Genomic DNA, 21,681 nt, shown 5'->3' with positions numbered 1-21,681 from the left:
CGGGCGCCAGGCCTAATCGGCGGTTAGCGTTGTCCGTATGAGTCACGACAACCCGGTCCGCGTCGACTTCTACTTCGACCCCGCCTGCCCCTTCGCGTGGATCACCTCCCGCTGGCTGCTGGAGGTCGAGCGCGAGCGCCCGCTCGACCTCCGCTTCCACGCGATGAGCCTCTACCTCCACAACACGGGCAACGAACTCCCCGACTGGTACCGGGAGTTGGTCGACAAGTCCATCGGCCCGGTCCGCGTCGCCGTGGCCGCCGCCGAACAACAGGGCGACAAGGTCCTGCGGGACCTGTACACGGCCTTCGGCACCCGCATCCACGAGCGGCGCTACGACGACTTCGACACCGTCATCGCCGAATCCCTCGCGGAACTCGGACTCCCCGCCGAACTGGCCGACGCAGCACACGACTTGTCGTACGACGACGCCGTGCGCCGCAGCCATGAGGCGGGCGTGGAGGCGGAGTCGGGCGGCTATGTGGGGACGCCGACCCTGCATGTCGACGGGGCGGTGTGGTTCGGGCCTGTGCTGCGGGCGATCCCGCGCGGCACGAAGGCGGCCGAACTCTTCGACAGCTTCCGGGTGTTGGCCACGTGTCCCGACTTCTTCGAACTGAAGCGGACGCGTACGGGAGGGCTCTCCTTCGACTGAACCAGGGGCCGGTTTCAGTCGCGCAGTGACATAAACGCGGCGCGGGACGCAGTACGGAAAGCGACCCCGTGATCATGTTCATGCCGCCGGGGGCCGTGCGCGGACGGGCCGTCCGGAGTCCGACATCACAGGGGAGTGCCGGACTTCGGGCGGCACTTCCCCATCGACCGCCGGGTCGGTCACGTCCCGAGGCCGGTCACGCGCCGCGCCCGTCCCGCGAGGCGTCCCAGTGCGCCGGGGCGGTTCCAGGTGCGGAACGCGTCGAGTCTGCGGCGGCCTGCGTGATCGAGTGCTGCTTCGGCCTTGCCTTGGGCCTCGGCGGACAGCGTCCGTACGGCCGGCCGCAACGCCCTGGCCGACAAGGGCCGGCTGCTCACGCGCCGGGTTGTTCGGCGCGCCTGCCCCGTCCCGCCAGCTTTCCCGCGAGGCGTCCCAGTGCGCCGGGGCGGTTCCAGGTGCGGAACGCGTCGAGTCTGCCGCGGCCCGCGCGGTCGAGCGCCGCTTCGACCTCGCTCCGGGCCTCGGCGGACAGTGCCCGTACGGCCGGCCGCAACACCTTGGCCAGCAGCGCCGTACGGGTCTCGTCCCAGGTCGGATCGGTCCCCGGGAACGCGCTCCAGTCGCAGAACCGGGCGGCGACATAGGTGGGCTCGGTCCGCAGGCGCTCGCTCACCCGGTCCGAACGGCCCGCCCGCTCATACGCGGAGAGTAGGCGCGGCTCGGCCGAACGGGCCAGCGCGTACAGCTCGTTCGCCGGTGCCGGCCCTTCCAGGAGCCGCCAGGCGAGGGCGTCGAAGGCACGCTCCACGACGGTGTCCGGTATCGGTTCGGCGGCGTCGGCCTTCAGGCCCAGTACCCGGGCGACCCATTCCTCGCCCTCGTTCGCCGTGCCCAACAGCCCCGTGAACTCCAGGAGTCGCAGGGCCGTTCGCCGGCCGGGACGCAGCTCCGCGGTGAAGCAGCGGAGCAGGTCCGTGGCGAGTGCCGGTGCGGCACGGTCGTCCGGGTGGGCGGTGAGTGCCGCCTCGATCAGCAACTCCCTTGTACCGGCGGCCCGGTGGGAGTCGGACCCCAGTTCCGTCAGTAGCAGGCTCGCCTCCTGGCCGGTCGGCAGTTCGCCGCCGGGCCAGGTGAGACGGAGGGCCGTACGCAGGACCGTCGGGTCGGCGTGCGGTGAGACCCCGGCCGTGCGGAGCAGCCCGTGGAACCGGTCGCGCCGGTCGTCGGACTCTGCGGGTGTGACAGCGGGTGCGGCGCACATCCGTAGATGCGGGAGGCCCGACTGCTGGAGGCCGAGCGGAAGCCCCGAACCTCTCAACACCCGTGCCACAGCCGTCGGGTCGGCCGACGCGAGCGTGTCGAGCGAGCCGAACAGCGCCACCCGCAGCCCGGGGTGGGTGTGCACCGCGTCGAGGAGGGCGGGAGGTTCGCTGCCCTGATGCGTGTCGGTGGGTTCGGGCGACGGCTTCGTGCCGCTGTCGGTCGGGGACGCGGTCGTGGGGGTCGTGGCCGGGGTGTCCACCAGCTCGCGGGCCAACCGCTCGGCCAGTTCCGGGAGTTGGTCCTGGCAGTCGACGTCGAGGAGGTCGGCGGCGCGCAGCAGGGCGAGGGGCCGTCCGGCGGCCGGTTCGTGCGTGTCCGCGATACCGGCCCGCAGGGAAGGCGCGAGATCGCGGGCCAGGTCGTCATGGGCCCGCGCGGTCAGGGACCCGGCGCGCAACACGGGCACCGGTCCATGGGCGAGGACCGCCGACGCCAGCACGCGCGCGGCGAGCGGCGCCGACACCGCGGCCGTCACACGTCCGTCCAGCCGGGCCAACAGTGCGGCCAGGGCGAGTTGTTCGGCCGCGCCGGGCAGGGTCGCCGAGGGGGAGCCCAGGTGCGGTACCGGACCGGCGCACAACCCGGCGACCAACGCCGTCAGCCTGTCGTCGGACAGTGCGTCCACCTGCTCGGCCGCCCAACTCGCCGCCGCCGCACGAGCGTCCGTACGCAGGTCGATGCCCGCGACGAGGGCGGACACCGCCAACGGGCCCAGATCCTCCGGGTCGTTGTGGAACAGGTCGGGACGGCCCGCACCCCAGACGCGGGCGCACACCTCGGCCCAGGTGTCCGTGACCGGACCGGACGGCTGCCGGCCCGTGCAGTTGTGCACGCGGTAGTGCTCGTCGTCGGCGACGGGCTCGGAGGACGGCAGCGCGCCGATGAGTTGCTGACGGGCGAGCCGGGGGTCGTGGGTGTACGTCGTGAAGGTGAGCCGGTGCGCCTGCTCGCGGGGCAGGACCGTGCAGGCGAGCGCGATCCACCGGGCCACGTCGGCGCTGTCGTGCTCCACGACCACGATCTGCCCGGCACCCGGATCGGCGGCCACCGCCCGCAGATCGGCGAAGAACGCGGCGAGTCGTCCGGCACGGGACACCGCGAACGGGACCAAAGCCTCCTTGCGCAGCAGTCCGGAAGGTTCGACACGGTCGACGGGATCGGGCCTGCCGTCCACGGGAGTCGACTCGGCCCAACGCGGGGACTCCCACGTGGAGATGGGCAGGACACCGTCCGGCAGCCGGGTCCCGGCCGGCAGCAGGACGGCGTGCGTGTGGAAGGAGACCGGGCCCCCGGCCCAGTCCGTGCCGGTGCACACGGAACGGCTCAACAGCCGTCCACCGTCGGTGAGTTCACTGAAGCCGAACACCGTGGGGAACCTCTTGAGCTGCTCGGCGTCGGGCTGCTGCGGGCTGCCGGGCGGCGGCTCGTACCCGAGGAGCCGCTCGGCCTCCCTCAGCACCCCCGGCGGCACCTCCGCGCCGACCGCCGTGAACCTGGGGCCGGCGTCCTCGGAGCCGGACGGCGCCGAGCTGTAGTGCAGCTGGGCCGGCACAGGCCCTTCGCGATGCCCGAACTCCCTACCCGCCACGTGTACTTGCTCCCCACTAGCCCTCGGAGGAACCATCCCAGCAGATCCAGCGGCCGGGGGAGACCCCTTTCCGGGAAACCGGGCAGGTGGGAACCGTGAAGGCGCTACGCGCCGACGGCCGCCAACACCGGTGCCAGGGCGGCGTCGTAGCGCTCCAGCAGGACCCGCGCCACCTCGGGTGCCGGACCCAGCACGTCGGCGAGGACGTCCGCCTCCGCCGCGCCCCGCGCGATGCGGTCGGGGAGGAAGCCGGGCGCGAGGACGTACGGCGCGACCGCGACGCGTTCGCAGCCCAGCGCCCGGAGTTCGCGGACCGCGTCCTCGGTGCGGGGGAGCGCCGCCGAGGCGAACGCGGGCCGTACGGCACGCCAGCCCGTGTGCCACCACGTCCGCGCGAGGCCGTCGATCACCGCGATCGCCTCCGGGTCGGTGGACCCGGCCGAGGCCAGCACGATTCCGGTCGTGGACTTGTCGGCGGGCGTCAACCCGGCCTCGTAGAGCCGTCGTTCGAGCGCGCGCACCAACAGCGGGGACGGTCCCAGCACCTCCGCCTGCCTGATCCGCAGCTGCGGCGGCGCGTCCCGCAGGACCGCCGGGATGTCCGCCTTCGCGTGGAACGCGCGGGTCAGGAGCAGGGGGAGGGCCACGACGTCCTGCACGCCTTCCGCCGCGAGCGACTCCAACACGCCCTGTACGGAAGGGATGTTGAAGTCCAGGAAGCCGGTCTCCACGCGCAGCCCGGGCCGCCGCGACCGTATCCGCCGGACAAGGGCGTGGACGGTCGCGGCGTGCCGCGGGTCGCGGCTGCCGTGGGCGATGACGAGGAGGACCGGCTTCTGGTGCATGGGAGTCAGCTCAGCTCTTCACCAGCAGACCGCGGCTGCGCAGCACCCACCGCTCCAGCGGGCTGAAGATCAGCAGGTCGATGGCGATACCGACGAACAGGATCAGGATGATGGCCTCGAACACCATGGACATGTCGCTGTTGGTACGGCCGTTCTCCAGCAGCTGGCCGAGGCCCACGCCAAGGTCCGGGAACTGCGCGATGATCTCGGCCGCCATCAGCGAACGCCACGAGAACGCCCAGCCCTGCTTGAGGCCCGCCACATAACCGGGGAGTGCCGCCGGCAGTGTGACGTGCCAGACGCCCCTGACGCCGGTCGCGCCCATCGTGCGGCCCGCGCGCAGGAACAGCGGCGGCACCTGGTCGACGCCGGAGACCAGGCCGTTGGCGATCGAGGGGACCGCGCCGAGCAGGATCACCGCGTACATCATCGAGTTGTTCAGGCCCAGCCAGATCACGGCCGGCGGCACCCACGCCACCGACGGCAGCGACTGGAGGCCGGACAGGATCGGGCCGATCGCCGCGCGCACGAACTTGACCCGCGCCACCAGCAGCCCCAGCGGGGTGCCGATCAGCAGCGCGAAGAAGAAGCCCAGCAGACCGCGCGAGACGCTGGTCCAGATGTAGCCGAGCAGATCGCCCTTCAGCCAGGCGTCCTTGAACTCGCCGCCCACGGCACTCAGCGAGGGCAGCTTGCTCGGGTCGTCGACGATCGGCGTCAGGATCAGCCACACCACGATGACCACCGCGAGCGCGACGATCGGCGGGAAGATCTTGTTGACGAAGGTCTGCCGCAGGCTCGGCCGGCCGGTGGCCGTGAACTCCAGTGCGTCCAGGCCGGCTTCGACGCTCCCGCCGTCCTTGACCGTCGTCGTCTCAGTGCTGGCCATGACGGCGGATCTCCCCACGCAGTACATCGGTGATCTCAAGGGACAGTTCGGCCACGGGCGCGTCCTCGATGCGGCGCGGCTGCGGAATGTCGACCGTCCACTCGCGGGCGATCCGGCCGGGCCGGGAGGACAGCAGGATGACCCGCTGGGCGAGCCGTACCGCCTCGCGCACGTTGTGCGTGACGAACAGGACGGACAGGCCCGTCTCGCCCCAGATACGGGTCAGTTCGTCGTGCAGGACGTCCCGCGTGATGGCGTCCAGCGCCGCGAACGGCTCGTCCATCAGCAGGATGCGGCTCTCCTGGGCGAGCGCGCGGGCCATGGCGACGCGCTGGCGCATACCGCCGGACAGCTCGTGCACCCGCTTGCCGTACGCGCCCTGCAGCCGGACCAGTTCGAGCAGCTCCTCGGTCCTGCCGCGCCGCTCGTCCTTCGGAACTCCCCTGAGTTTCAGGGCGAGTTCGATGTTCTTGCCCGCGGTGAGCCAGGGGAACAGGGCGTGCTCCTGGAACATCAGCGCGGGGCGGCCGTCCGTCGTGATGGACCCGGTGGAGGGCTTGTCGAGGCCCGCCACCAGGTTCAGCAGGGTGGACTTGCCGCAGCCCGAGGCCCCCAGGAGGGTGACGAACTCGCCCGGTGCGACATCGATGCTGATGTCGTCGAGGACGAGCTGCTGCCCGCCCGGTGTCGCGAAGGACTTCGAGACATGCTCAAGGCGTGCCGCGTGCTCGACCGACGCGGTGGTCTCCTTGGCGAGGGTCGTGGCCATGGTCGTCACCTCCTGGGAAGTCATCGGGATCCCTCGGTCAGCTCGTGCCGAGGCCGGCGGCGTCGACGGCGCTGTCGCCGTCCGCCTTGAGGACCTTGTTGAGGAGCGTCAGGTCGTAGATGCCCTTGAGGTCGGGCTTCTCCAGCAGACCGGCCTTGACCGCGTGGTCGGCCTCAGCGGTGAGGGTGGAGGCCAGCGGGTCGTCGGTGAACTGGATCGAACTCCACGCCGGGTCAAGGACGTTGGCGGGCAGCGCCTTGCCGGAGTCGGCCTCCAGCTGCTTGTTCGCCGCGGCCTTCGCCTCGGTCGGGTTGGCGTTGATCCACTTGTTGGCCGCGACCGAGCCCTTCAGGACCGCCTCGACGACCTTCGGGTGCGCCTTGAGGAACTTCTGCGACACGATGATGTTCGTGATCACGAACTTCTTGTCGGGCCACAGCGTCGACTCGTCCAGGAGCGTCTTGCCGCCCTCGGCCACCAGCTTCGACGCGGTCGGCTCCGGCACCCAGGCGCCGTCGATCGAACCGGCCTTGAAGGCGTCGGGGGTGATCTTGTTGTCGGTGCGGACGACGGTCACATCGCCCTTGCCGCTCTGCGCGTCGACCTTCCAGCCCTGGTCCGCGATCCAGTTGAGGAACGCCACGTCCTGCGTGTTGCCCAGCTGAGGCGTCGCGATCTTCTTGCCCTTGACGTCCTTCAGGGACTTGATCTTCTTCGGGTTGACGACCAGCTTCACGCCGCCCGACGCCGAACCACCGATGATCTTCAGGCTCTTGCCGTCGGACTTGGTGTAACCGTTGATCGCGGGGGAGGGGCCGATCCAACCGATGTCGATGGAGCCCGAGTTGAGCGCCTCGATCTCGGACGGGCCCGCGTTGAAGGTCGCGTAGTCGGCCTTGGTGGCGCCCAATTCCTTCTGGAACAGGCCCTGTTCACGGCCGACCAGCGCGGTCGCGTGCGTCAGGTTGCCGAAGTAGCCGATCTTCACGGAGGCGAGACCCTCGATCTTCGAGGACCCGGCGGCCACCTTCTCCTTGGAGTTGGTGCTCTTGGAGTCCGACCCGTAACCGCAGGCGGCGAGGGTGAGCAGAGGGAGCGCGGCGAACACGGCTATGCCGCGACGCAGATAGGTCGAGCGGTTGGCAGGCACGGGAGGTGTTCCTCTCGTTGGCCCGGCGGTCACGGTCTCAGGTCGTGGCCGGGAGGTCGGCAGGTCTTCGTTTTCGTCGCGTCCGGGACGGCGGGTGGGGGGACTGGGCGCGCAAGCGGTGCGCGTACGTCAGCACGCACATCGCGCCACCCCGCCCTGCCCGCTGCCGAGGGCGCCGCTGCCGACGCGGCCGCCCTCCTTCGCGAACGTGGAGTAGAAATCAGTGGAGTTCATGGTCAGAAGTCCCAACCGTCTTCGTCCGACGCGTCCTTGACCGGCTCCGGCGCCGCGAACGACTCACCGACCATGCCGGCGGTGAGCGTGGTGCCGTCCGCCGGGTCGATCAGGATGAACGAACCCGTACGGCGCGAGTCGGCGTACGAGTCGACCGGCAGGGGCTCCGCGGTGCGGATCTTCACCCGGCCGATGTCGTTGGCGACGAGCTGTCCCGGATGCGGGTGCAGGGACAGGTCGTCGAGCGTGAGCCGGGACGGGATGTCCTTCACGATCGCCTTCACCGTGCGGGTGCCGTGCTTGAGGAGCACCCGGTGGCCCACGGTCAGCGGCGCGTCGGCGACATGGCAGACGGTCGCCTCGATGTCCTGCGTGGTCGCCGGGGCATCCTTGCTGGGCACGATGAGATCGCCGCGGGAGACGTCGACGTCGTCCTCCAGCAGGACCGTCACCGACTGCGTGGTCCACGCGGTCCTGACCGGCTTGCCGAGCAGGTCGATGCCGGAGATCTTCGTGGTGCTCCCGGAGGGCAGGACCGTCACGGGGTCGCCGACGCGGAAGCTGCCGGCCGCGATCTGACCCGCGTACCCCCGGTAGTCCGGGAGGTCGGCGCTCTGCGGCCGGATCACGTACTGCACGGGCAGCCGCGCGTGGCAGCGGCTCAGGTCGTGGGCGACCGGCACCGACTCCAGGTGCTCCAGGAAGGTCGGCCCGCCGTACCAGTCCATGTTCGCGGACGGGTCCACCACGTTGTCCCCGGCCAGCGCCGAGATCGGGATCGCGGTGATCTCCGGGACGCCCAACTCGCTGGCGTACGCGGTGAATTCCTCGGCGATCGCGGCGAACACGGTCTCCTTGTACTCGACCAGGTCCATCTTGTTGACCGCGAGCACCACGTGCGGGACCCGCAGCAGCGCCGCGATCGCCGCGTGCCGCCGGGTCTGCTCGACGACACCGTTGCGGGCGTCGACGAGGATCACCGTCAGCTCGGCCGTGGAGGCACCCGTCACCATGTTGCGGGTGTACTGCACGTGACCGGGCGTGTCGGCGAGGATGAACCGGCGCCTGGGCGTGGCGAAGTAGCGGTACGCCACGTCGATCGTGATGCCCTGTTCCCGTTCGGCCCGCAGACCGTCGGTGAGCAGCGCGAGGTCGGGACCGTCCTGGCCGCGGTCGGCCGACACCCGCTGCACGGCTTCGAGTTGGTCGGTCAGCACCGACTTGGAGTCGTGCAACAGCCGCCCTACGAGCGTGGACTTGCCGTCGTCGACGGAGCCCGCCGTGGCGAACCGCAGCAGCGTGGTGGCCGAGAGTTCCTCGGTCGTGATGGTGCTCATGGTTAGAAGTACCCCTCGCGCTTGCGGTCTTCCATCGCGGCCTCGGACATCTTGTCGTCGGCACGCGTGGCGCCCCGCTCGGTCAGCCGCGACGCGGCGATCTCGGTGATGACCTGCTCCAGCGTCACCGCGTCGGAGTCGACGGCACCCGTGCACGACATGTCACCGACGGTCCGGTACCGGATGAGCCGCTTCTCGACCGTCTCGGTCTCCTTCGGCCCGCCCCACTCACCGGCGGTCAGCCACATGCCGTCCCGCGCGAACACCTCACGCTCGTGCGCGAAGTAGATCTCGGGCAGTTCGATGCCCTCACGGGCGATGTACTGCCAGACGTCCAGCTCGGTCCAGTTGGACAGGGGGAAGACGCGGACGTGCTCGCCGGGTGCGTGACGGCCGTTGTAGAGGTTCCACAGTTCGGGCCGCTGGCGGCGGGGGTCCCACTGCGAGAACTCGTCGCGCAGACTGAACACTCGCTCCTTGGCCCGGGCCTTCTCCTCGTCCCTGCGTCCGCCACCGAAGACCGCGTCGAACTTCTCACTCTGGATCTTCTCGGTGAGCGGCACGGTCTGGAGCGGGTTGCGGGTCCCGTCGGGACGTTCGCGCAGCACACCGCGGTCGATGTAGTCCTGTACGGAGGCCACATGGAGGCGCAGCCCATGCTTCTCGACGGTGCGGTCGCGGTACTCAAGGACCTCGGGGAAGTTGTGTCCGGTGTCCACATGCAGCAGCGAGAACGGCACCGGCGCGGGCGCGAACGCCTTCAGTGCCAGATGCAGCATCACGATGGAGTCCTTGCCGCCGGAGAACAGAATCACCGGCCGCTCGAACTCACCCGCCACCTCACGGAAGATGTGCACCGCCTCGGACTCGAGGGCGTCCAGGTGCGAAAGGGCGTACGGCGTGTCCGTACCGTCCTCGGCCTTGGCAACGGTCGTCGTCATGCCAGTCCCCTCTCGGTGAGCAGCGCGTGGAGTGCCGCCGCCGACTCCTGCACGGTCTGGTGCTGCGACTCGATCCGCAGGTCGGGCGACTCGGGCTCCTCGTACGGGTCGTCGACCCCGGTGAGCCCGGTCAGTTCACCGGCGGCCTGCTTGGCGTAGAGACCCTTCACATCGCGTACGGAGCACACGTCGACCGGGGTCGCCACATGCACCTCGATGTAGGCGGCGCCGCTCTCCTGGTGCCGCTTTCGGACGGCCTCGCGGCTGTCGGTGTACGGCGCGATGACCGGGACGAGCGCCTTGACGCCGTTGCGGGCGAGCAGTTCGGCGAGGAAGCCGATGCGCTGCACGTTGGTGTGCCGGTCCTCGCGGCTGAAGCCGAGGCCCGCCGAGATGAACTCGCGGATCTCGTCGCCGTCGAGCACCTCGACGAGGTGGCCCTCCTCGCGCAGCCGGCCGGCCAGCTCGTACGCGATGGTGGTCTTGCCGGCACTCGGCAGTCCGGTGAGCCAGACGGTGGCTCCGGTCGTCACTTGGTTCTCCTGATCCGTAGAAAGCACATGCGTCGGTGTCGAAGACACCCGCGTCGACGGCGTGGCCGCGGTCACTCGTGCAGCCCGCACTCGGTCTTCCCGCGCCCCGCCCAGCGGCCGGCGCGTGCGTCCTCGCCCTCCAGGACCCGGCGGGTGCAGGGCGCGCAACCGACGGACGCGTAGCCGTCCATCAGCAACGGGTTGGTCAGCACGCCGTGTTCGGCGACGTACGCGTCCACGTCGTCCTGGGTCCAGCGGGCGATGGGGGAGACCTTGACCTTCCGGCGCTTCTCGTCCCAGCCGACGACCGGGGTGTTCGCCCGGGTCGGGGACTCGTCACGGCGCAGCCCGGTCGCCCAGGCCGCGTACTTGGTCAGGGCCTGCTCCAGCGGCTGCACCTTGCGCAGCTTGCAGCACAAGTCGGGGTCGCGGTCGTGCAGTCGGGGGCCGTACTCGGCGTCCTGCTCGGCGACGGTCTGGCGCGGGGTGAGCGTGATGACGTTGACGTCCATCACGGCCTCGACCGCGTCGCGGGTGCCGATGGTCTCGGGGAAGTGGTAGCCGGTGTCGAGGAACACCACGTCGACGCCGGGCATCGCGCGGGAGGCGAGGTGGGCCACCACCGCGTCCTCCATCGAGGAGGTCACACAGAACTGCTTGCCGAAGGTCGTCACCGCCCACTGGAGGATCTCCAGCGCGGAGGCGTCCTCCAGGTCGCGACCGGCCTGCTCGGCCAGGGCTTTCAAGTCGTCGGTGGGGCGCGCTTTCTGAGTCGTCGTCATATCTCGTCTCCCCCTGCGTCGGTCTGCCTCAGGCCCCGGGCGAGGAGCCCGAGGAACTTCAGCTGAAAGGCCCGATTGCATGCCGCGCATTCCCATGCGCCATGGCCCTGCTCATTGGGACGCAGATCCTCGTCACCGCAGTAGGGGCAGTAGAAGGGGGCGGCCCGCTCGCTCATGAGAGGGCCTCCTCGGAGGCGCGGGTGGCCCAGACGGCGAAGCGCTCGCCGTCCTCGCGCTCCTGCTGGAACCGGGTGAGGACCCGCTCGACGTAGTCGGGCAGTTCCTCCGAAGTGACCTTCAGGCCACGGACCTTGCGGCCGAAGCCGGCCTCCAGGCCCAGGGCGCCGCCGAGGTGCACCTGGAAGCCCTCGACCTGCTCGCCCTGGTCGTTGAGGACCAACTGGCCCTTGAGACCGATGTCCGCGACCTGGATACGGGCGCAGGCGTTCGGGCAGCCGTTGATGTTGATGGTGATCGGCTCGTCGAACTCCGGGATGCGGCGCTCGAGTTCGTCGATGAGCGTGATGCCGCGCTGCTTGGTCTCGACGATCGCGAGCTTGCAGTACTCGATGCCGGTGCAGGCCATCGTGCCGCGCCGGAACGGGGAGGGCTTGGCGGTGAGGCCGAGCGCTTCGAGACCCTCGACCAGGGAGTCGATCTGGCCTTCCTGCACATCGAGCACGATCATCTTCTGCTCGACCGTCGTGCGCAGCCGGCCCGAGCCGTGCGCCTGGGCCAGTTCGGCGATCTTCGTGAGCGTGGTGCCGTCGACGCGGCCGACACGCGGCGCGAAACCGACGTAGAACAGGCCGTCCTGCTGGCGGTGGACGCCGACGTGGTCGCGCCAGCGGGCGACCGGCTGGTCGGGGGCGGGGCCGTCGACCAGCTTGCGCCCCAGGTAGTCGTCCTCGAGGATCTGGCGGAACTTCTCGACGCCCCAGTCGGCGACCAGGAACTTCAGGCGGGCGCGGGTGCGCAGCCGCCGGTAGCCGTGGTCGCGGAAGATCGAGATGACGCCCTCGTAGACGTCCGGGACCTCGTCCAACGGCACCCAGGCGCCGAGGCGTTGGCCGATCTTCGGGTTGGTGGAGAGGCCGCCGCCGACCCAGACGTCGAAGCCGGGGCCGTGGTCGGGGTGGTGCACGCCGACGAAGGCGATGTCGTTGATCTCGTGCGCCACGTCCAGCAGCGGTGAGCCGGAGATCGCGGACTTGAACTTGCGGGGCAGGTTCGAGAAGTCCTTGTTGCCGATGATCCGGCGGTGGATCTCGTCGATCGCCGGGGTGCCGTCGATGATCTCGTCCTCGGCGATGCCCGCGACGGGTGAGCCGAGGATCACGCGGGGCGTGTCGCCGCAGGCCTCGGTGGTGGAGAGACCGACCGCCTCCAGGCGGTTCCAGATCTCGGGCACGTCCTCGATGCGGATCCAGTGGTACTGCACGTTCTGCCGGTCGGTGAGGTCGGCCGTGCCGCGCGCGAACTCCTGCGAGATCTCGCCGATCACACGGAGCTGGTCCGTGGTCAGCCGGCCGCCGTCGATCCGGACGCGCAGCATGAAGTACTTGTCGTCCAGCTCCTCCGGCTCCAGGATCGCGGTCTTGCCGCCGTCGATCCCGGGCTTGCGCTGGGTGTACAGCCCCCACCAGCGCATACGGCCGCGGAGGTCGTTCGGGTCGATTGAGTCGAACCCGCGCTTGGAGTAGATCGTCTCAATGCGTGTCCGCACATTGAGACCGTCGTCGTCCTTCTTGAACTGCTCGTTGCCGTTGAGGGGGGTGAAGTGTCCGGCGGCCCACTGACCCTCACCGCGGTGACGGCTCACCTTGCGGCGGGGCGCTGCGGCTGCAGGGTTCTCGGGGGTGGCGGCCATGTTTCTACGTCCTCCGGGACAGGCGGGTGATCGGCTCTGGCCTGCGTGTACGGGCGCATGCGGGCATACGCGCGCGTCTTTGCGCAGTATGAGGCAGATACGGGGAAATCCGGCGGTGCTGCGGCTCGGCTAGACGGCCGGACAGATGGCGCTGGACATGCGGCCGAGGTCGACGTGCCGCCGACTCACCAAGGCAATTCCAGTTCCGGACATGACGGAAGCGTGTCACGGCGTTCTGGACACAGTCCAGCTTCGTCCGCCATGCGGACACCCTGGTCCCGCTATGTGAGACAAGCGTGTCGTCGGTCACAAGCCGCGCACGCTGTCTTGTCGGCGCAGGTCAGGCGCGGTAGGCGCCCGGCCAGGGGCCCGGGGTGGGCGCCTGTGTCATCTCCTCGACCTGCGTGTCGAAGAGCTTGAAGCCCCGGCGCTGGTAGTTGTCCATCGCGTGCACGCCGTCCAGGCTGCAGCTATGCAGCCAGACCCGCTTGGTGGGGGCCCGCCCGGGCCAGCGGTCGGCGAGGTCCCAGGCGCGGGCGGCGCCGTAGGAGAGGAGGTGGCCGCCGAGGCGGCGGCCGCGGAAGGCGGGGACCAGGCCGAAGTAGACGATCTCGACGACACCGTCGTCCTGCGGCTCCAGTTCCACGTACCCGCCGGGTGTGCCCCGGTCGTACACGACCCAGGTCTCCACGCCCGGCTGGTCCAGGTGCTCCTGCCACTGTGCGAACGTCCAGTGCAGCCGGTCGATCCAGAGGATGTCCCCGCCCACGGACGCGTACAGATAGCGGCTGAACTCGGGGGAGGGCACCTCGGAGCGGGCGATCCACACGTCCCCCTCCGGCGCGATGGCCGGAAGGAGGTCGCTCGGGTCGGTCTGCTCCAGGGACCAGGTGGTCACCGGGATGTTCGTCATGCCCGCCAGGGAATCATCCGACCTGGGGATCTGTCGATCAGACGATCAACCGAGCGAGCTGTCGATCGAGTTCAGCGGCAGCGCGAACAGCATCCGCCCGGACACCGACCAGACCTCGCCGGTCTCCTGCCAGTAGGAGAGGGAGTCGGTCTGCGGGCCCCAGCACTGATGCGTCTCGTCGGCCCCGCACTCGGTGGCCTTGGCGCCGTGCTCGTCCTGGCGCCACATCGAGCCCCGGCCGCCGTCCGTCCCGGCCGCGCCGCCCACGTACCAGGCGGACCGGTTCGCGAGCACGCCCCCGGCGCCGTCGACCTTCGTCGCGTACGCCTCGTCGGCCGTCGCGCGCCCCGCCGAGTCGGTGGCGAGCAGCCCCGCGCGCCCGGGATCCCCGCTGAAGGAGTACCGCCACAGCCGCTTCGCCCCGCTCGCGACCAGACTGTTCGGCACCGTGCTCCGGTCCAGCGCCAGACCCACGGGCCGTACGGCCGCCTTGTCGCCGCTCAGCCGGTACGACCCGACGGCGGGCAGCACATACCGGTACCCGGCAGCCGACCAGCCGTCACGCACCCGGCCGACCGCGCCGGCCGTCACCGTGGTGCGCTGGATGCGGTTCATGTCGTACACGTACAGCGCGTCGCGGGTCCCCGTCGTGGTGGTGACCAGGAGCTTGTCCTCGTACCAGACCATGCCGGAGACCTTGGAGGCGAGCCCTCGGTAGTCACGGCCGCCGTCGGTCGGTACGGCGAGGAGCGCCCAGGTGTAGGTGAGGTGCGCGGTGTCGGCGGCGTTCACGAAGGCGACCTTGGCCAGGCCGCGGGTGTTCGCGCTCCAGCCGGAGAGGATCACCCGGTTCGAGCCCCACCAGCCGTCCTCGTCGGCGTCGCCCGAGGTGGTCACAGAGCGTGGCGTCCAGGCCGGGTCGGCCGCGTCGCCGCTGTCCCAGCAGTACGCGCGGGTGGCCGCCGGTTCGACGGGCAGCGCCGACTTCTCGTCGGTCGTGCAGTCCGCGGCGTCGCGCAGGGTGTGGTCGGCGCTCTTCAGGACGGTGTCGACGCCGACCGGCCGGCCCATCGCCGAGGAGAGCCGGTCCAGGGACCGCTGTGGCTCCAGATGCTCCCGCAACCGCAACGCGCCGAGGTCGGAGGCCGAGGTGAGAGGCTTCAGCGCCCCGGGATCGGAACCAACCGTCGCCTGCGAGGCGCTGATCATCGTCGCGGCCGCGGTGAGGCCGAGCGCGGCCCCGGTCAGCACGGCGCGCAGCGCCCTGCCCCGCTTGCGCCGGCGGTGTCGCCCACGTGCACTCATAGTGTCCTCCCGAGGCGAGCCAACTGCGCCTGGTGATCCGTGCGTTGACCAGGGAGCAGGTGGGGTGGCCCGTAGAGGGATGCTACGGCAGTCATGGCCGCCCCATGGGTAAGACCCCGCAAATATGCGGAAGATGCAGCCGGACGCGCCTTTTGCGCCACCTGTCCGCCATGCCGCCCTGACCCGCGCCTCCGCGCCGGGCCGGGCTCGTCCGTCTCCGCCGCGGCGGTCAAACCGATGTCTGCGCTACGGCACTTGGGCCGAGGTCCGTCCGCTGGTCACCCCGGGTGCCGTCGAGTGCGGCAGCAGCTCGCGCGGGTCGTCCGGCAGCAGCACCTCGACCTCGGCGTCCTCGCGGAACCGATACGGCCGGTGCTCCAGGAGCGCCCCGAGATAGCGCCGTACCCGCGACATCTCGGCACGCACCGTGACCGTGCGGCCGGGGTCGCCGAACATGTCCTCGGCCAGGGCTGCGGCGCTGCGGCCGGTGCGGTGCAGGGCCAGGAGGTAGAGCAACTCGGCGTGCCGGGGGCTGAGTTCGTGGGTCCAGGAGCCCGCGCTGCCGTAGACCGTCACCGACCAGCGGCGCGGCAGCGCGAGGTCGAGGACGATCCGGGCGGTGCCGGGCACCGGTTCGTCGGCGGCGCGGATCAGCCAGCCCCCGGCCAGTGGCTCCAGGGAGCACAGTCCCAGCGACGGCAGCCAACGGCGGCCCCCGGAGGGCGACTTGGGCAGTGCGATCCGCTTCACGTACGGCATTCCGGTGACCGCGGCGGTCCAGCCGTCCCGGTCCACCACCAGGGCCCGGCCGCCGATGCGGGGCAGGATCGGCGCCGCCACCGCGCGCAGCCGCTCCAGCGAGGTCATGTGCAACTCGCGCAGCCGGGCCTCGGCGAGTTTGGCCACCGAGTCGACCCAGGCGAGGGTGGCCGGGTGCATGGTCTCCAGCGGGCCGCTGACATCGACGACACCGATCAGCCGGCCGTCCCTGGGGTCGGTGATCGGGGCCCCCGCGCAGGTGAACGCGGCCAGCGCGCGCGAGAGATGCTCGCCGGCGAAGACCTGCACGGGCCGTCGTACGACCGCCGGGGTGCCCACGCCGTTGGTGCCGATGACGTCCTCGCGCCAGTCGGTGCCGATCTCGATGCCGACCTCGTCGGCCTTGCGCAGCACTGCGGCGCTGCCCTCCCGCCACAGCGCGCGGCCCTCGTCGTCGGCGACCAGCACGATGTGGTGGGCGGCGTCCGCGACCGACACCAGGCCCTCCCGCAGCACCGGCAGGACGTGCCTCAACGGGCTTGTGCCGCGCCGCCGTTCGATCTCTTCACGGGAGAGCAGCCCGGTGCGCAGATCGTGGTCGGGGTGGGTCCCGCCGCGTAACGCGCGCTCCCAGGACTCCTCGATCACCGGGCGCGGAGCGGTGCGGGCGCGCTGTCCGAAGGGCGTGGCGTACCGGGCGTCGCTCAGCATCCGGGCCGTCCGCGCCGCGTCGACGGTGGTGCGCCGCGGCAGTCCGGCCGGCGGGTTCGCCATGGGTCCTTCTCTCCGGTCCCGTATCGACGGCTGTTCTCGTATCGACTGTTCGTCTCGTATCGACTGTTGGTCTCATAGTGCCGCTCCGCGGTGACGGAGGGAGACAGTCCGGACACAGAAGCGGCCAAGTTGCAACCCTCTGCAACCCTGGTGAACAGCCGTACGGTGTCTGAAACTTGTCCCAGCTGCGAGGGTGGTGCCGTGTCGGCGCAGCACCACCCTCGCGTTGTGCCGGTGCCGGTTCAGACCGTCGGGCGGGCCCGTTCCGCGATCGACGTGAGGTCCAGGCTCGGCGGCAGGGTGCCGAAGGCGGAGCCCCAGTCGCCGCCCAGCCGGGAGGCGCAGAACGCGTCGGCGACCTCCGGTGGCGCGTGCTGCACGAGCAGCGCCCCCTGCAGCACGAGCGCCATCCGCTCGACCACGCGCCGGGCGCGGCCCTCGATGCCGTCCAGATCCGCGAACTCGGCGAGCAGGTTCTTCATCGCCCCGTCCAACCGGTGATCGGCGCCGCGCACCCGGCCGACCTCGACGAGGAAGGCGTTCAGTGCCTGCGGTTCGCGCTGCAACGCCCGCAGGACGTCGAGGGCCTGGATGTTTCCGGCGCCCTCCCAGATCGAGTTGAGCGGCGATTCCCGTACCAGGCGCGGCAGCCCGGACTCCTCGACGTATCCGTTGCCGCCCAGGCACTCGGCCGCCTCGACCGCGACCGGCGAACAGCGTTTGGTCACCCAGTACTTGGCGGCGGGCACCGCCAACCGCAGGAACGCCAGCTCCTGTTCGCCACCGTCGTCGTAGGCCGCCGCGAGCCGCAGCGCGAGGGTGGTTGCCGCCTCCGACTCCAGGGCGAGATCGGCCAGCACGTTGCGCATCAGCGGCTTGTCGAAGAGCTTGCCGCCGAACGCCTCGCGGTGGGCGGCGTGATGGACGGCCTGCGCGACGGCCTGCCGCATCAGACCGGCCGAGCCGAGCACACAGTCGAGCCGGGTCGCCGCGACCATCCCGATGATCGTCCGCACCCCGGCGCCCTCGTCGCCGACCCGGCGCGCCCAGGTGCCGTCGAACTCGACCTCGGCGGAGGCGTTCGACCGGTTGCCCAGCTTGTCCTTGAGGCGCTGGAGGAGGAACACGTTGCGGGTCCCGTCCGCCAGCACCCTCGGCACCAGGAAACAGGTGAGCCCGCCCGGTGCCTGGGCCAGCACGAGGAAACCGTCGGACATGGGCGCCGAGCAGAACCACTTGTGGCCGGTCAGCTCGTAGGTCCCGTCCTCCGCGAGCGGGCGTGCCTCCGTGGTGTTGGCGCGGACGTCGCTGCCGCCCTGCTTCTCCGTCATGCCCATCCCGAAGACCACCCCGGCCTTGAGGTGGGCGGGCCGCAGCTCACGGTCGTAGACCATGGAGGTGAGCCGGGGCTCCCACTCGGCGGCGAGCGCGGGGTCGGCGCGCAGGGCGGGGACCGCCGCGTGAGTCATCGACAGGGGGCAGCAGTTGCCCGCCTCGACCTGCGTCCAGACCAGGAACCCGGCGGCTCGGCGGACATGTCCGGCGGGGCGGTTCCAGGCGGCGGTCAGCCCGGCGGAGACGCCCTTGCCGAGCAGCCGGTGCCAGGCCGGATGGAACTCGACCTCGTCGATCCGGTGGCCGTGACGGTCGTGGGTGCGCAGGCCCGGGGGGTTGTCGTTGGCCTGCGCACCCCACTCCTGGAGCTGGGCCGAACCGGCGGCGCGGCCCAGCGCGGAGAGATCGTCCCGGACCTCGTCCAGCAGTCCGGGCGGGGTGTGCCGTTCGACCGCTTCCGTGAGGACGCGGTCGGCGGTGAAGACGTCGTAGCCGACCAGTGGGGGAGTCTGGTTCGTCACGGTGTGGGTGGTGCGTGCCATGGCTGGAACCTACCCGTGGGGACGGCGGTGGCCGGGATCTCCACCTGCGGTGCTCTGGATCTCCACCCTGACACAGCCGCCGCCCCGGATGTCAGGCCGAGCGGGACATGGCCGCCAGCATCGCGGTCTCGGGCACCTCCTCTTCCAGCCAGCCCGTGCGGTACACGGTGTCCAGATAGCGTTCCCCCAGGTCAGGGGCTATCGCCACCGCTGTTGTGCCGTGCCGGCCGTTGCGGGCGAGCCACTGCTCGGCTCCCCTGACGACCGTGCCGGTGGACCCGCCGAACAGGAAGCCCCGCGCGGCCAGCCGACGGCAGGTCGCCACGGTGTCCGGCTCCTCGACGTGGATCACGTCGTCGATGTACGACGTGTCGAGGAAGGGCGGTGCCACGCTGGTGCCGAGGCCAGGGATCATCCGGGGCCCGGACTCCCCGCCGAACGTGACCGAACCGGCCGCGTCCACGGCGACGATCCGCACCCGGCGCCGCCACTGCCAGAACCAGCGCGCGCAGCCCATCAGCGTCCCCGTGGTGCCGGCGCCGACGAACAGCACGTCCAGCTGCGGGAACCGGCGGGCGATGGCCGGTGCGGTGGTGCGGTAGTGCGCCCGCCAATTCCCTTGGTTGGAGTACTGGTTGAGCCACACGTACCGCTCGTCGGAGGCGCACAGCGCCCGCACGTACGCGATCCTGGCGCCCAGGAAACCGCCGTGCACATCGGGTTGGTCGATGACGTGGACCCGGCTGCCGAGCGCCTCCATCAGCTGCACCGTGGGTACGTTGCACCGTCTGTCGGTGATGCAGAGGAACCCGTAACCGCGGCTCGCCGCGAGGACGCTGAGTGCCACCCCCAGGTTCCCGGACGACGACTCGACCAGTACCGAGCCGGGCCGCAGGATGCCGGCCCGCTCGGCGGCGTTCACCATCTCGGTGGCGGCCTTGAGTTTGACCGAGCCGGCGAAGTTGAACCCCTCGCACTTCAGATAGAGCGGCAGTTCCAGTGCTGCCCGCAGGTCGACGTAGAGGTCGTCCTCGTTGAACTCCGCGGGATCGGAAATAACAGCCATGTTTTCCCCCTAGTGGTGCGCCACGATCGCCGTCAGCCGTACCGGCGCAGCTCGTGGAAGAACCCGTCGACGACGTGGAGTTCGCCCCGTCGGACCACTTCGTCATGGACGAACCTGCCGACCGCGAGGTCGAGCACCCCCAGCCCGAAGGGCGAGAACACCACGGTCCGGTCGGTCGGCACGCTCACCCGGCCAGTCAGTACGTCGTCCAGCGTGCCGTCGATGAACTCCCGCCCCCCGGTGGCCTGTTCGGCCAGGTGCGGTGACGTGTCGGCCTTCAGGCAGTGCTCGACGTCGTCCACGAAGTTCGCGGACGCGAGCAGGATCGCCGGGTCGAGATCCCGCAACGACACGTGCAGGACCAGCGGATGATGGTCGAACCAGGCCGGATCGTGCACATGCGGCGAACCGGCGATCGTCGCGAACACCAGCAGGTCACTTGAGCGGACCAGGCTTTCGGCCTTGTCGTGCACGGTGACCCGGCCCGGCGCCCCCGACCGCTCCAGATACCCCCGGAACCCCTCCGCGCTCTCCGCGGACAGGTCGTACACACCGGTCTCCTCGAACTCCCAGCCGGTGGCCCGGAGATGGGTGTGGATGTAGCGGGCGATCAGCCCCGTCCCCACGAACCCGACCCGCAACGGCCGTTCGCGCCCCTGGCTGAGCTGGTCGGCCGCGAGCGCCGCCGAACTCGCCGTACGGGTCGCGCTGATCACCGAACTCTCCAGGCAGGCATACGGATAGCCGGTGTCCGGGTCGTTGAGGATCAGCACCGCCGAGGCCCTGGGCAGCCCCGACCCGGTGTTCCCCGGGAAGCTGGAGATCCACTTCAGTCCGTCCACCCGCAACGGCCCCCCGAGCGAGGCGGGCAGCGCGATGATCCGGGACGACGGACGGTCCGGGAAGCGCAGGAAGTACGACGGCGGGTTCACCGAGTCGCCCGCGCCGTGCAGCCGGTAGGTGGCCTCCACGAGGGCGCCGATCTCCGACTCCCGCCCGGCCAGGGCCTGTTGGACCTGCTCGCCGCTGATGACCGAGAAGGAAGGCGTGTCGATGCTCATGCCGCCCTCCCGCCGGCCGACGGGGCGAGGTCCGCGGGCCGCACCGGATCGCCGAGCCCGGCGAGCACCTCGCGCGGCCCCTCGAACGGCTCCCGGCCGTGCGCGGTACGGATGTTGTCCACCAGCAGCAGATCCCCGGAGCGCCACGGCTCGCGCCGGACGTGCCGGTCGTAGGCCTCGGTGATGGCCGTCACGATGCCCGCGTCGATCGGATCGCCGTTCCCGAAGCGGGTGTTGAAGGGCAGCGCGTCGGCGCCGTAGACGTCGACGAGGTACTCGCGGACCTCGGGTTCCATCGTCCACTCGTTCAGGAACGCGATCTGGTTGAACCAGCAGCGGCGGCCGGTGACCGGGTGGCGGAGGACGGCGGCGCGGTGCTGGCGGGTGCGCAGCGAACCGTCGGGCTGCCAGGCGAACTCGATGCCCTGGTTGCGGCAGTAGCGCTCCACGACGGTCCGGTCGTCGGTGCCGAAGGCCTCGGCGACCGACGCCCCGATCTCCTCGTGGTACGTCCGCGTCAGCATCCAGCCCTCCCGCTCGAACCGCTCCACCAGCGGCGCGGGCAGCGACTGGAGGACGGCCTCGGCGTCGGCGACCGGGGTCGCGCCGCCCTGCGTCGGTGCCTCCAGGCAGGCGAAGAGCAGCAGGCCGGGGAACTCCAGGGCGTAGCTCAACTCGTGGTGCTGGCACATCGGTTGGTCGGTCGGCCACTTGGTGGCGGAGTACACGCCCTCCGCGTAGGTGCGGCGGGGCGCGAACGGCTCCCGGTCCGCCATCAGGGAGTTCGTGAGCCGTCGGAAGACGGTCTCGGCGCCGGCCGGGTCGGCGAGGCCGAGCCCGCGGACCAGGACGCAGCCGTGTTCGGCGACGACGGACCGCAGCGCGTCACGGTGCCCGGCGGCCCAGCCGACCGGGTCGCCGCCGGCGTCGGCGCGCAGCAGCGGTGGGCTGTTCGGGCTGAGAGCAACGGAGTTGAGCAGAGTCGCGGAAGAGAGCGACATCTCGGTGTT

21 protein-coding genes are annotated in these 21,681 nt (G+C 70.7%); 1 reads left to right on the top strand and 20 read right to left on the bottom strand.

Annotated elements, in window-relative coordinates; all coding sequences use genetic code 11:
* Nucleotides 1-37 precede the first annotated feature (37 nt).
* On the top strand, nt 38-655 hold the full coding sequence (locus OG504_RS13850) for a DsbA family protein (RefSeq protein WP_405990101.1): 618 nt from the start codon (nt 38-40) through the stop codon (nt 653-655).
* A 179-nt stretch (nt 656-834) separates the two neighbouring features.
* Here the strand turns inward: OG504_RS13850 and OG504_RS13845 are convergent, their stop codons facing one another.
* The 20 genes from OG504_RS13845 to OG504_RS13750 all read right to left on the bottom strand — a co-directional run bounded on the left by OG504_RS13845 (nt 835) and on the right by OG504_RS13750 (nt 21,672).
* A complete protein-coding gene (locus OG504_RS13845; protein ID WP_405990100.1) occupies nt 835-1,032 on the bottom strand; it encodes a hypothetical protein in 198 nt (65 codons plus the stop codon).
* Complete coding sequence (locus OG504_RS13840; protein WP_405990099.1) at nt 1,029-3,566, bottom strand: GTPase-associated protein 1-related protein; 2,538 nt, start codon at nt 3,564-3,566, stop codon at nt 1,029-1,031. Before OG504_RS13840 ends, OG504_RS13845 begins: the two co-directional genes overlap by 4 nt.
* A 104-nt stretch (nt 3,567-3,670) precedes the next feature.
* On the bottom strand, nt 3,671-4,411 hold the full coding sequence (locus OG504_RS13835; protein WP_405990098.1) for a sirohydrochlorin chelatase: 741 nt from the start codon (nt 4,409-4,411) through the stop codon (nt 3,671-3,673).
* A gap of 10 nt (nt 4,412-4,421) precedes the next feature.
* Nucleotides 4,422-5,300: an ABC transporter permease gene (locus OG504_RS13830; protein ID WP_405990097.1), complete on the bottom strand. Its 879-nt coding sequence runs from the start codon at nt 5,298-5,300 to the stop codon at nt 4,422-4,424.
* The gene (locus OG504_RS13825) at nt 5,287-6,069 is read right to left on the bottom strand and encodes an ABC transporter ATP-binding protein (RefSeq protein WP_405996329.1); all 783 of its coding nucleotides are present in this window, start codon (nt 6,067-6,069) and stop codon (nt 5,287-5,289) included. The genes OG504_RS13830 and OG504_RS13825 overlap by 14 nt, the downstream gene beginning before the upstream one ends.
* Nucleotides 6,070-6,106: 37 nt before the next feature.
* On the bottom strand, nt 6,107-7,219 hold the full coding sequence (locus OG504_RS13820) for an aliphatic sulfonate ABC transporter substrate-binding protein (RefSeq protein ID WP_405990096.1): 1,113 nt from the start codon (nt 7,217-7,219) through the stop codon (nt 6,107-6,109).
* 236 nt (nt 7,220-7,455) lie between these two features.
* Nucleotides 7,456-8,790 carry a sulfate adenylyltransferase subunit 1 gene (locus OG504_RS13815; protein ID WP_405990095.1) on the bottom strand — a complete coding sequence of 445 codons (1,335 nt, stop codon included), beginning with the start codon at nt 8,788-8,790 and terminating at the stop codon, nt 7,456-7,458.
* A gap of 2 nt (nt 8,791-8,792) precedes the next feature.
* Complete coding sequence (gene cysD, locus OG504_RS13810) at nt 8,793-9,731, bottom strand: sulfate adenylyltransferase subunit CysD (RefSeq protein WP_405990094.1); 939 nt, start codon at nt 9,729-9,731, stop codon at nt 8,793-8,795.
* Entirely contained in the window at nt 9,728-10,264 is a 537-nt protein-coding gene (gene cysC, locus OG504_RS13805) for an adenylyl-sulfate kinase (RefSeq protein WP_043685608.1), read from the bottom strand. Before cysC ends, cysD begins: the two co-directional genes overlap by 4 nt.
* Before the next feature lie 71 nt (nt 10,265-10,335).
* The gene (locus OG504_RS13800; RefSeq protein WP_405990093.1) at nt 10,336-11,046 is read right to left on the bottom strand and encodes a phosphoadenylyl-sulfate reductase; all 711 of its coding nucleotides are present in this window, start codon (nt 11,044-11,046) and stop codon (nt 10,336-10,338) included.
* Nucleotides 11,043-11,222, bottom strand: coding sequence for a hypothetical protein (locus tag OG504_RS13795; RefSeq protein WP_328677244.1), 180 nt, complete (start codon nt 11,220-11,222; stop codon nt 11,043-11,045). Before OG504_RS13795 ends, OG504_RS13800 begins: the two co-directional genes overlap by 4 nt.
* The gene (locus OG504_RS13790; RefSeq protein WP_405990092.1) at nt 11,219-12,916 is read right to left on the bottom strand and encodes a nitrite/sulfite reductase; all 1,698 of its coding nucleotides are present in this window, start codon (nt 12,914-12,916) and stop codon (nt 11,219-11,221) included. Before OG504_RS13790 ends, OG504_RS13795 begins: the two co-directional genes overlap by 4 nt.
* 129 nt (nt 12,917-13,045) lie before the next feature.
* A complete protein-coding gene (locus tag OG504_RS13785) occupies nt 13,046-13,129 on the bottom strand; it encodes a putative leader peptide (RefSeq protein WP_317774501.1) in 84 nt (27 codons plus the stop codon).
* A gap of 127 nt (nt 13,130-13,256) precedes the next feature.
* On the bottom strand, nt 13,257-13,829 hold the full coding sequence (locus OG504_RS13780; protein ID WP_405990091.1) for a GNAT family N-acetyltransferase: 573 nt from the start codon (nt 13,827-13,829) through the stop codon (nt 13,257-13,259).
* Nucleotides 13,830-13,874: 45 nt separating this feature from the next.
* Nucleotides 13,875-15,134: a hypothetical protein gene (locus tag OG504_RS13775; RefSeq protein WP_405990090.1), complete on the bottom strand. Its 1,260-nt coding sequence runs from the start codon at nt 15,132-15,134 to the stop codon at nt 13,875-13,877.
* 246 nt (nt 15,135-15,380) lie between these two features.
* Nucleotides 15,381-16,667 carry a GAF domain-containing protein gene (locus OG504_RS13770; RefSeq protein ID WP_405990089.1) on the bottom strand — a complete coding sequence of 429 codons (1,287 nt, stop codon included), beginning with the start codon at nt 16,665-16,667 and terminating at the stop codon, nt 15,381-15,383.
* A gap of 242 nt (nt 16,668-16,909) precedes the next feature.
* Nucleotides 16,910-18,544 carry an acyl-CoA dehydrogenase family protein gene (locus OG504_RS13765; protein WP_405990088.1) on the bottom strand — a complete coding sequence of 545 codons (1,635 nt, stop codon included), beginning with the start codon at nt 18,542-18,544 and terminating at the stop codon, nt 16,910-16,912.
* A gap of 91 nt (nt 18,545-18,635) precedes the next feature.
* A complete protein-coding gene (gene sbnA, locus OG504_RS13760) occupies nt 18,636-19,610 on the bottom strand; it encodes a 2,3-diaminopropionate biosynthesis protein SbnA (protein WP_405990087.1) in 975 nt (324 codons plus the stop codon).
* A gap of 32 nt (nt 19,611-19,642) precedes the next feature.
* Nucleotides 19,643-20,671, bottom strand: a complete 1,029-nt coding sequence (gene sbnB, locus OG504_RS13755; protein WP_405990086.1) for a 2,3-diaminopropionate biosynthesis protein SbnB — start codon at nt 20,669-20,671, stop codon at nt 19,643-19,645.
* Nucleotides 20,668-21,672 (bottom strand): TauD/TfdA family dioxygenase, encoded by a 1,005-nt coding sequence (locus OG504_RS13750; protein WP_405990085.1) that lies wholly within the window; start codon nt 21,670-21,672, stop codon nt 20,668-20,670. The genes sbnB and OG504_RS13750 overlap by 4 nt, the downstream gene beginning before the upstream one ends.
* Nucleotides 21,673-21,681: the final 9 nt, after the last annotated feature.

The organism is Streptomyces sp. NBC_00986 (assembly GCF_045162565.1).
Taxonomy (GTDB): domain Bacteria; phylum Actinomycetota; class Actinomycetes; order Streptomycetales; family Streptomycetaceae; genus Streptomyces.
This window is presented reverse-complemented; position numbering and strand designations above follow the sequence as displayed.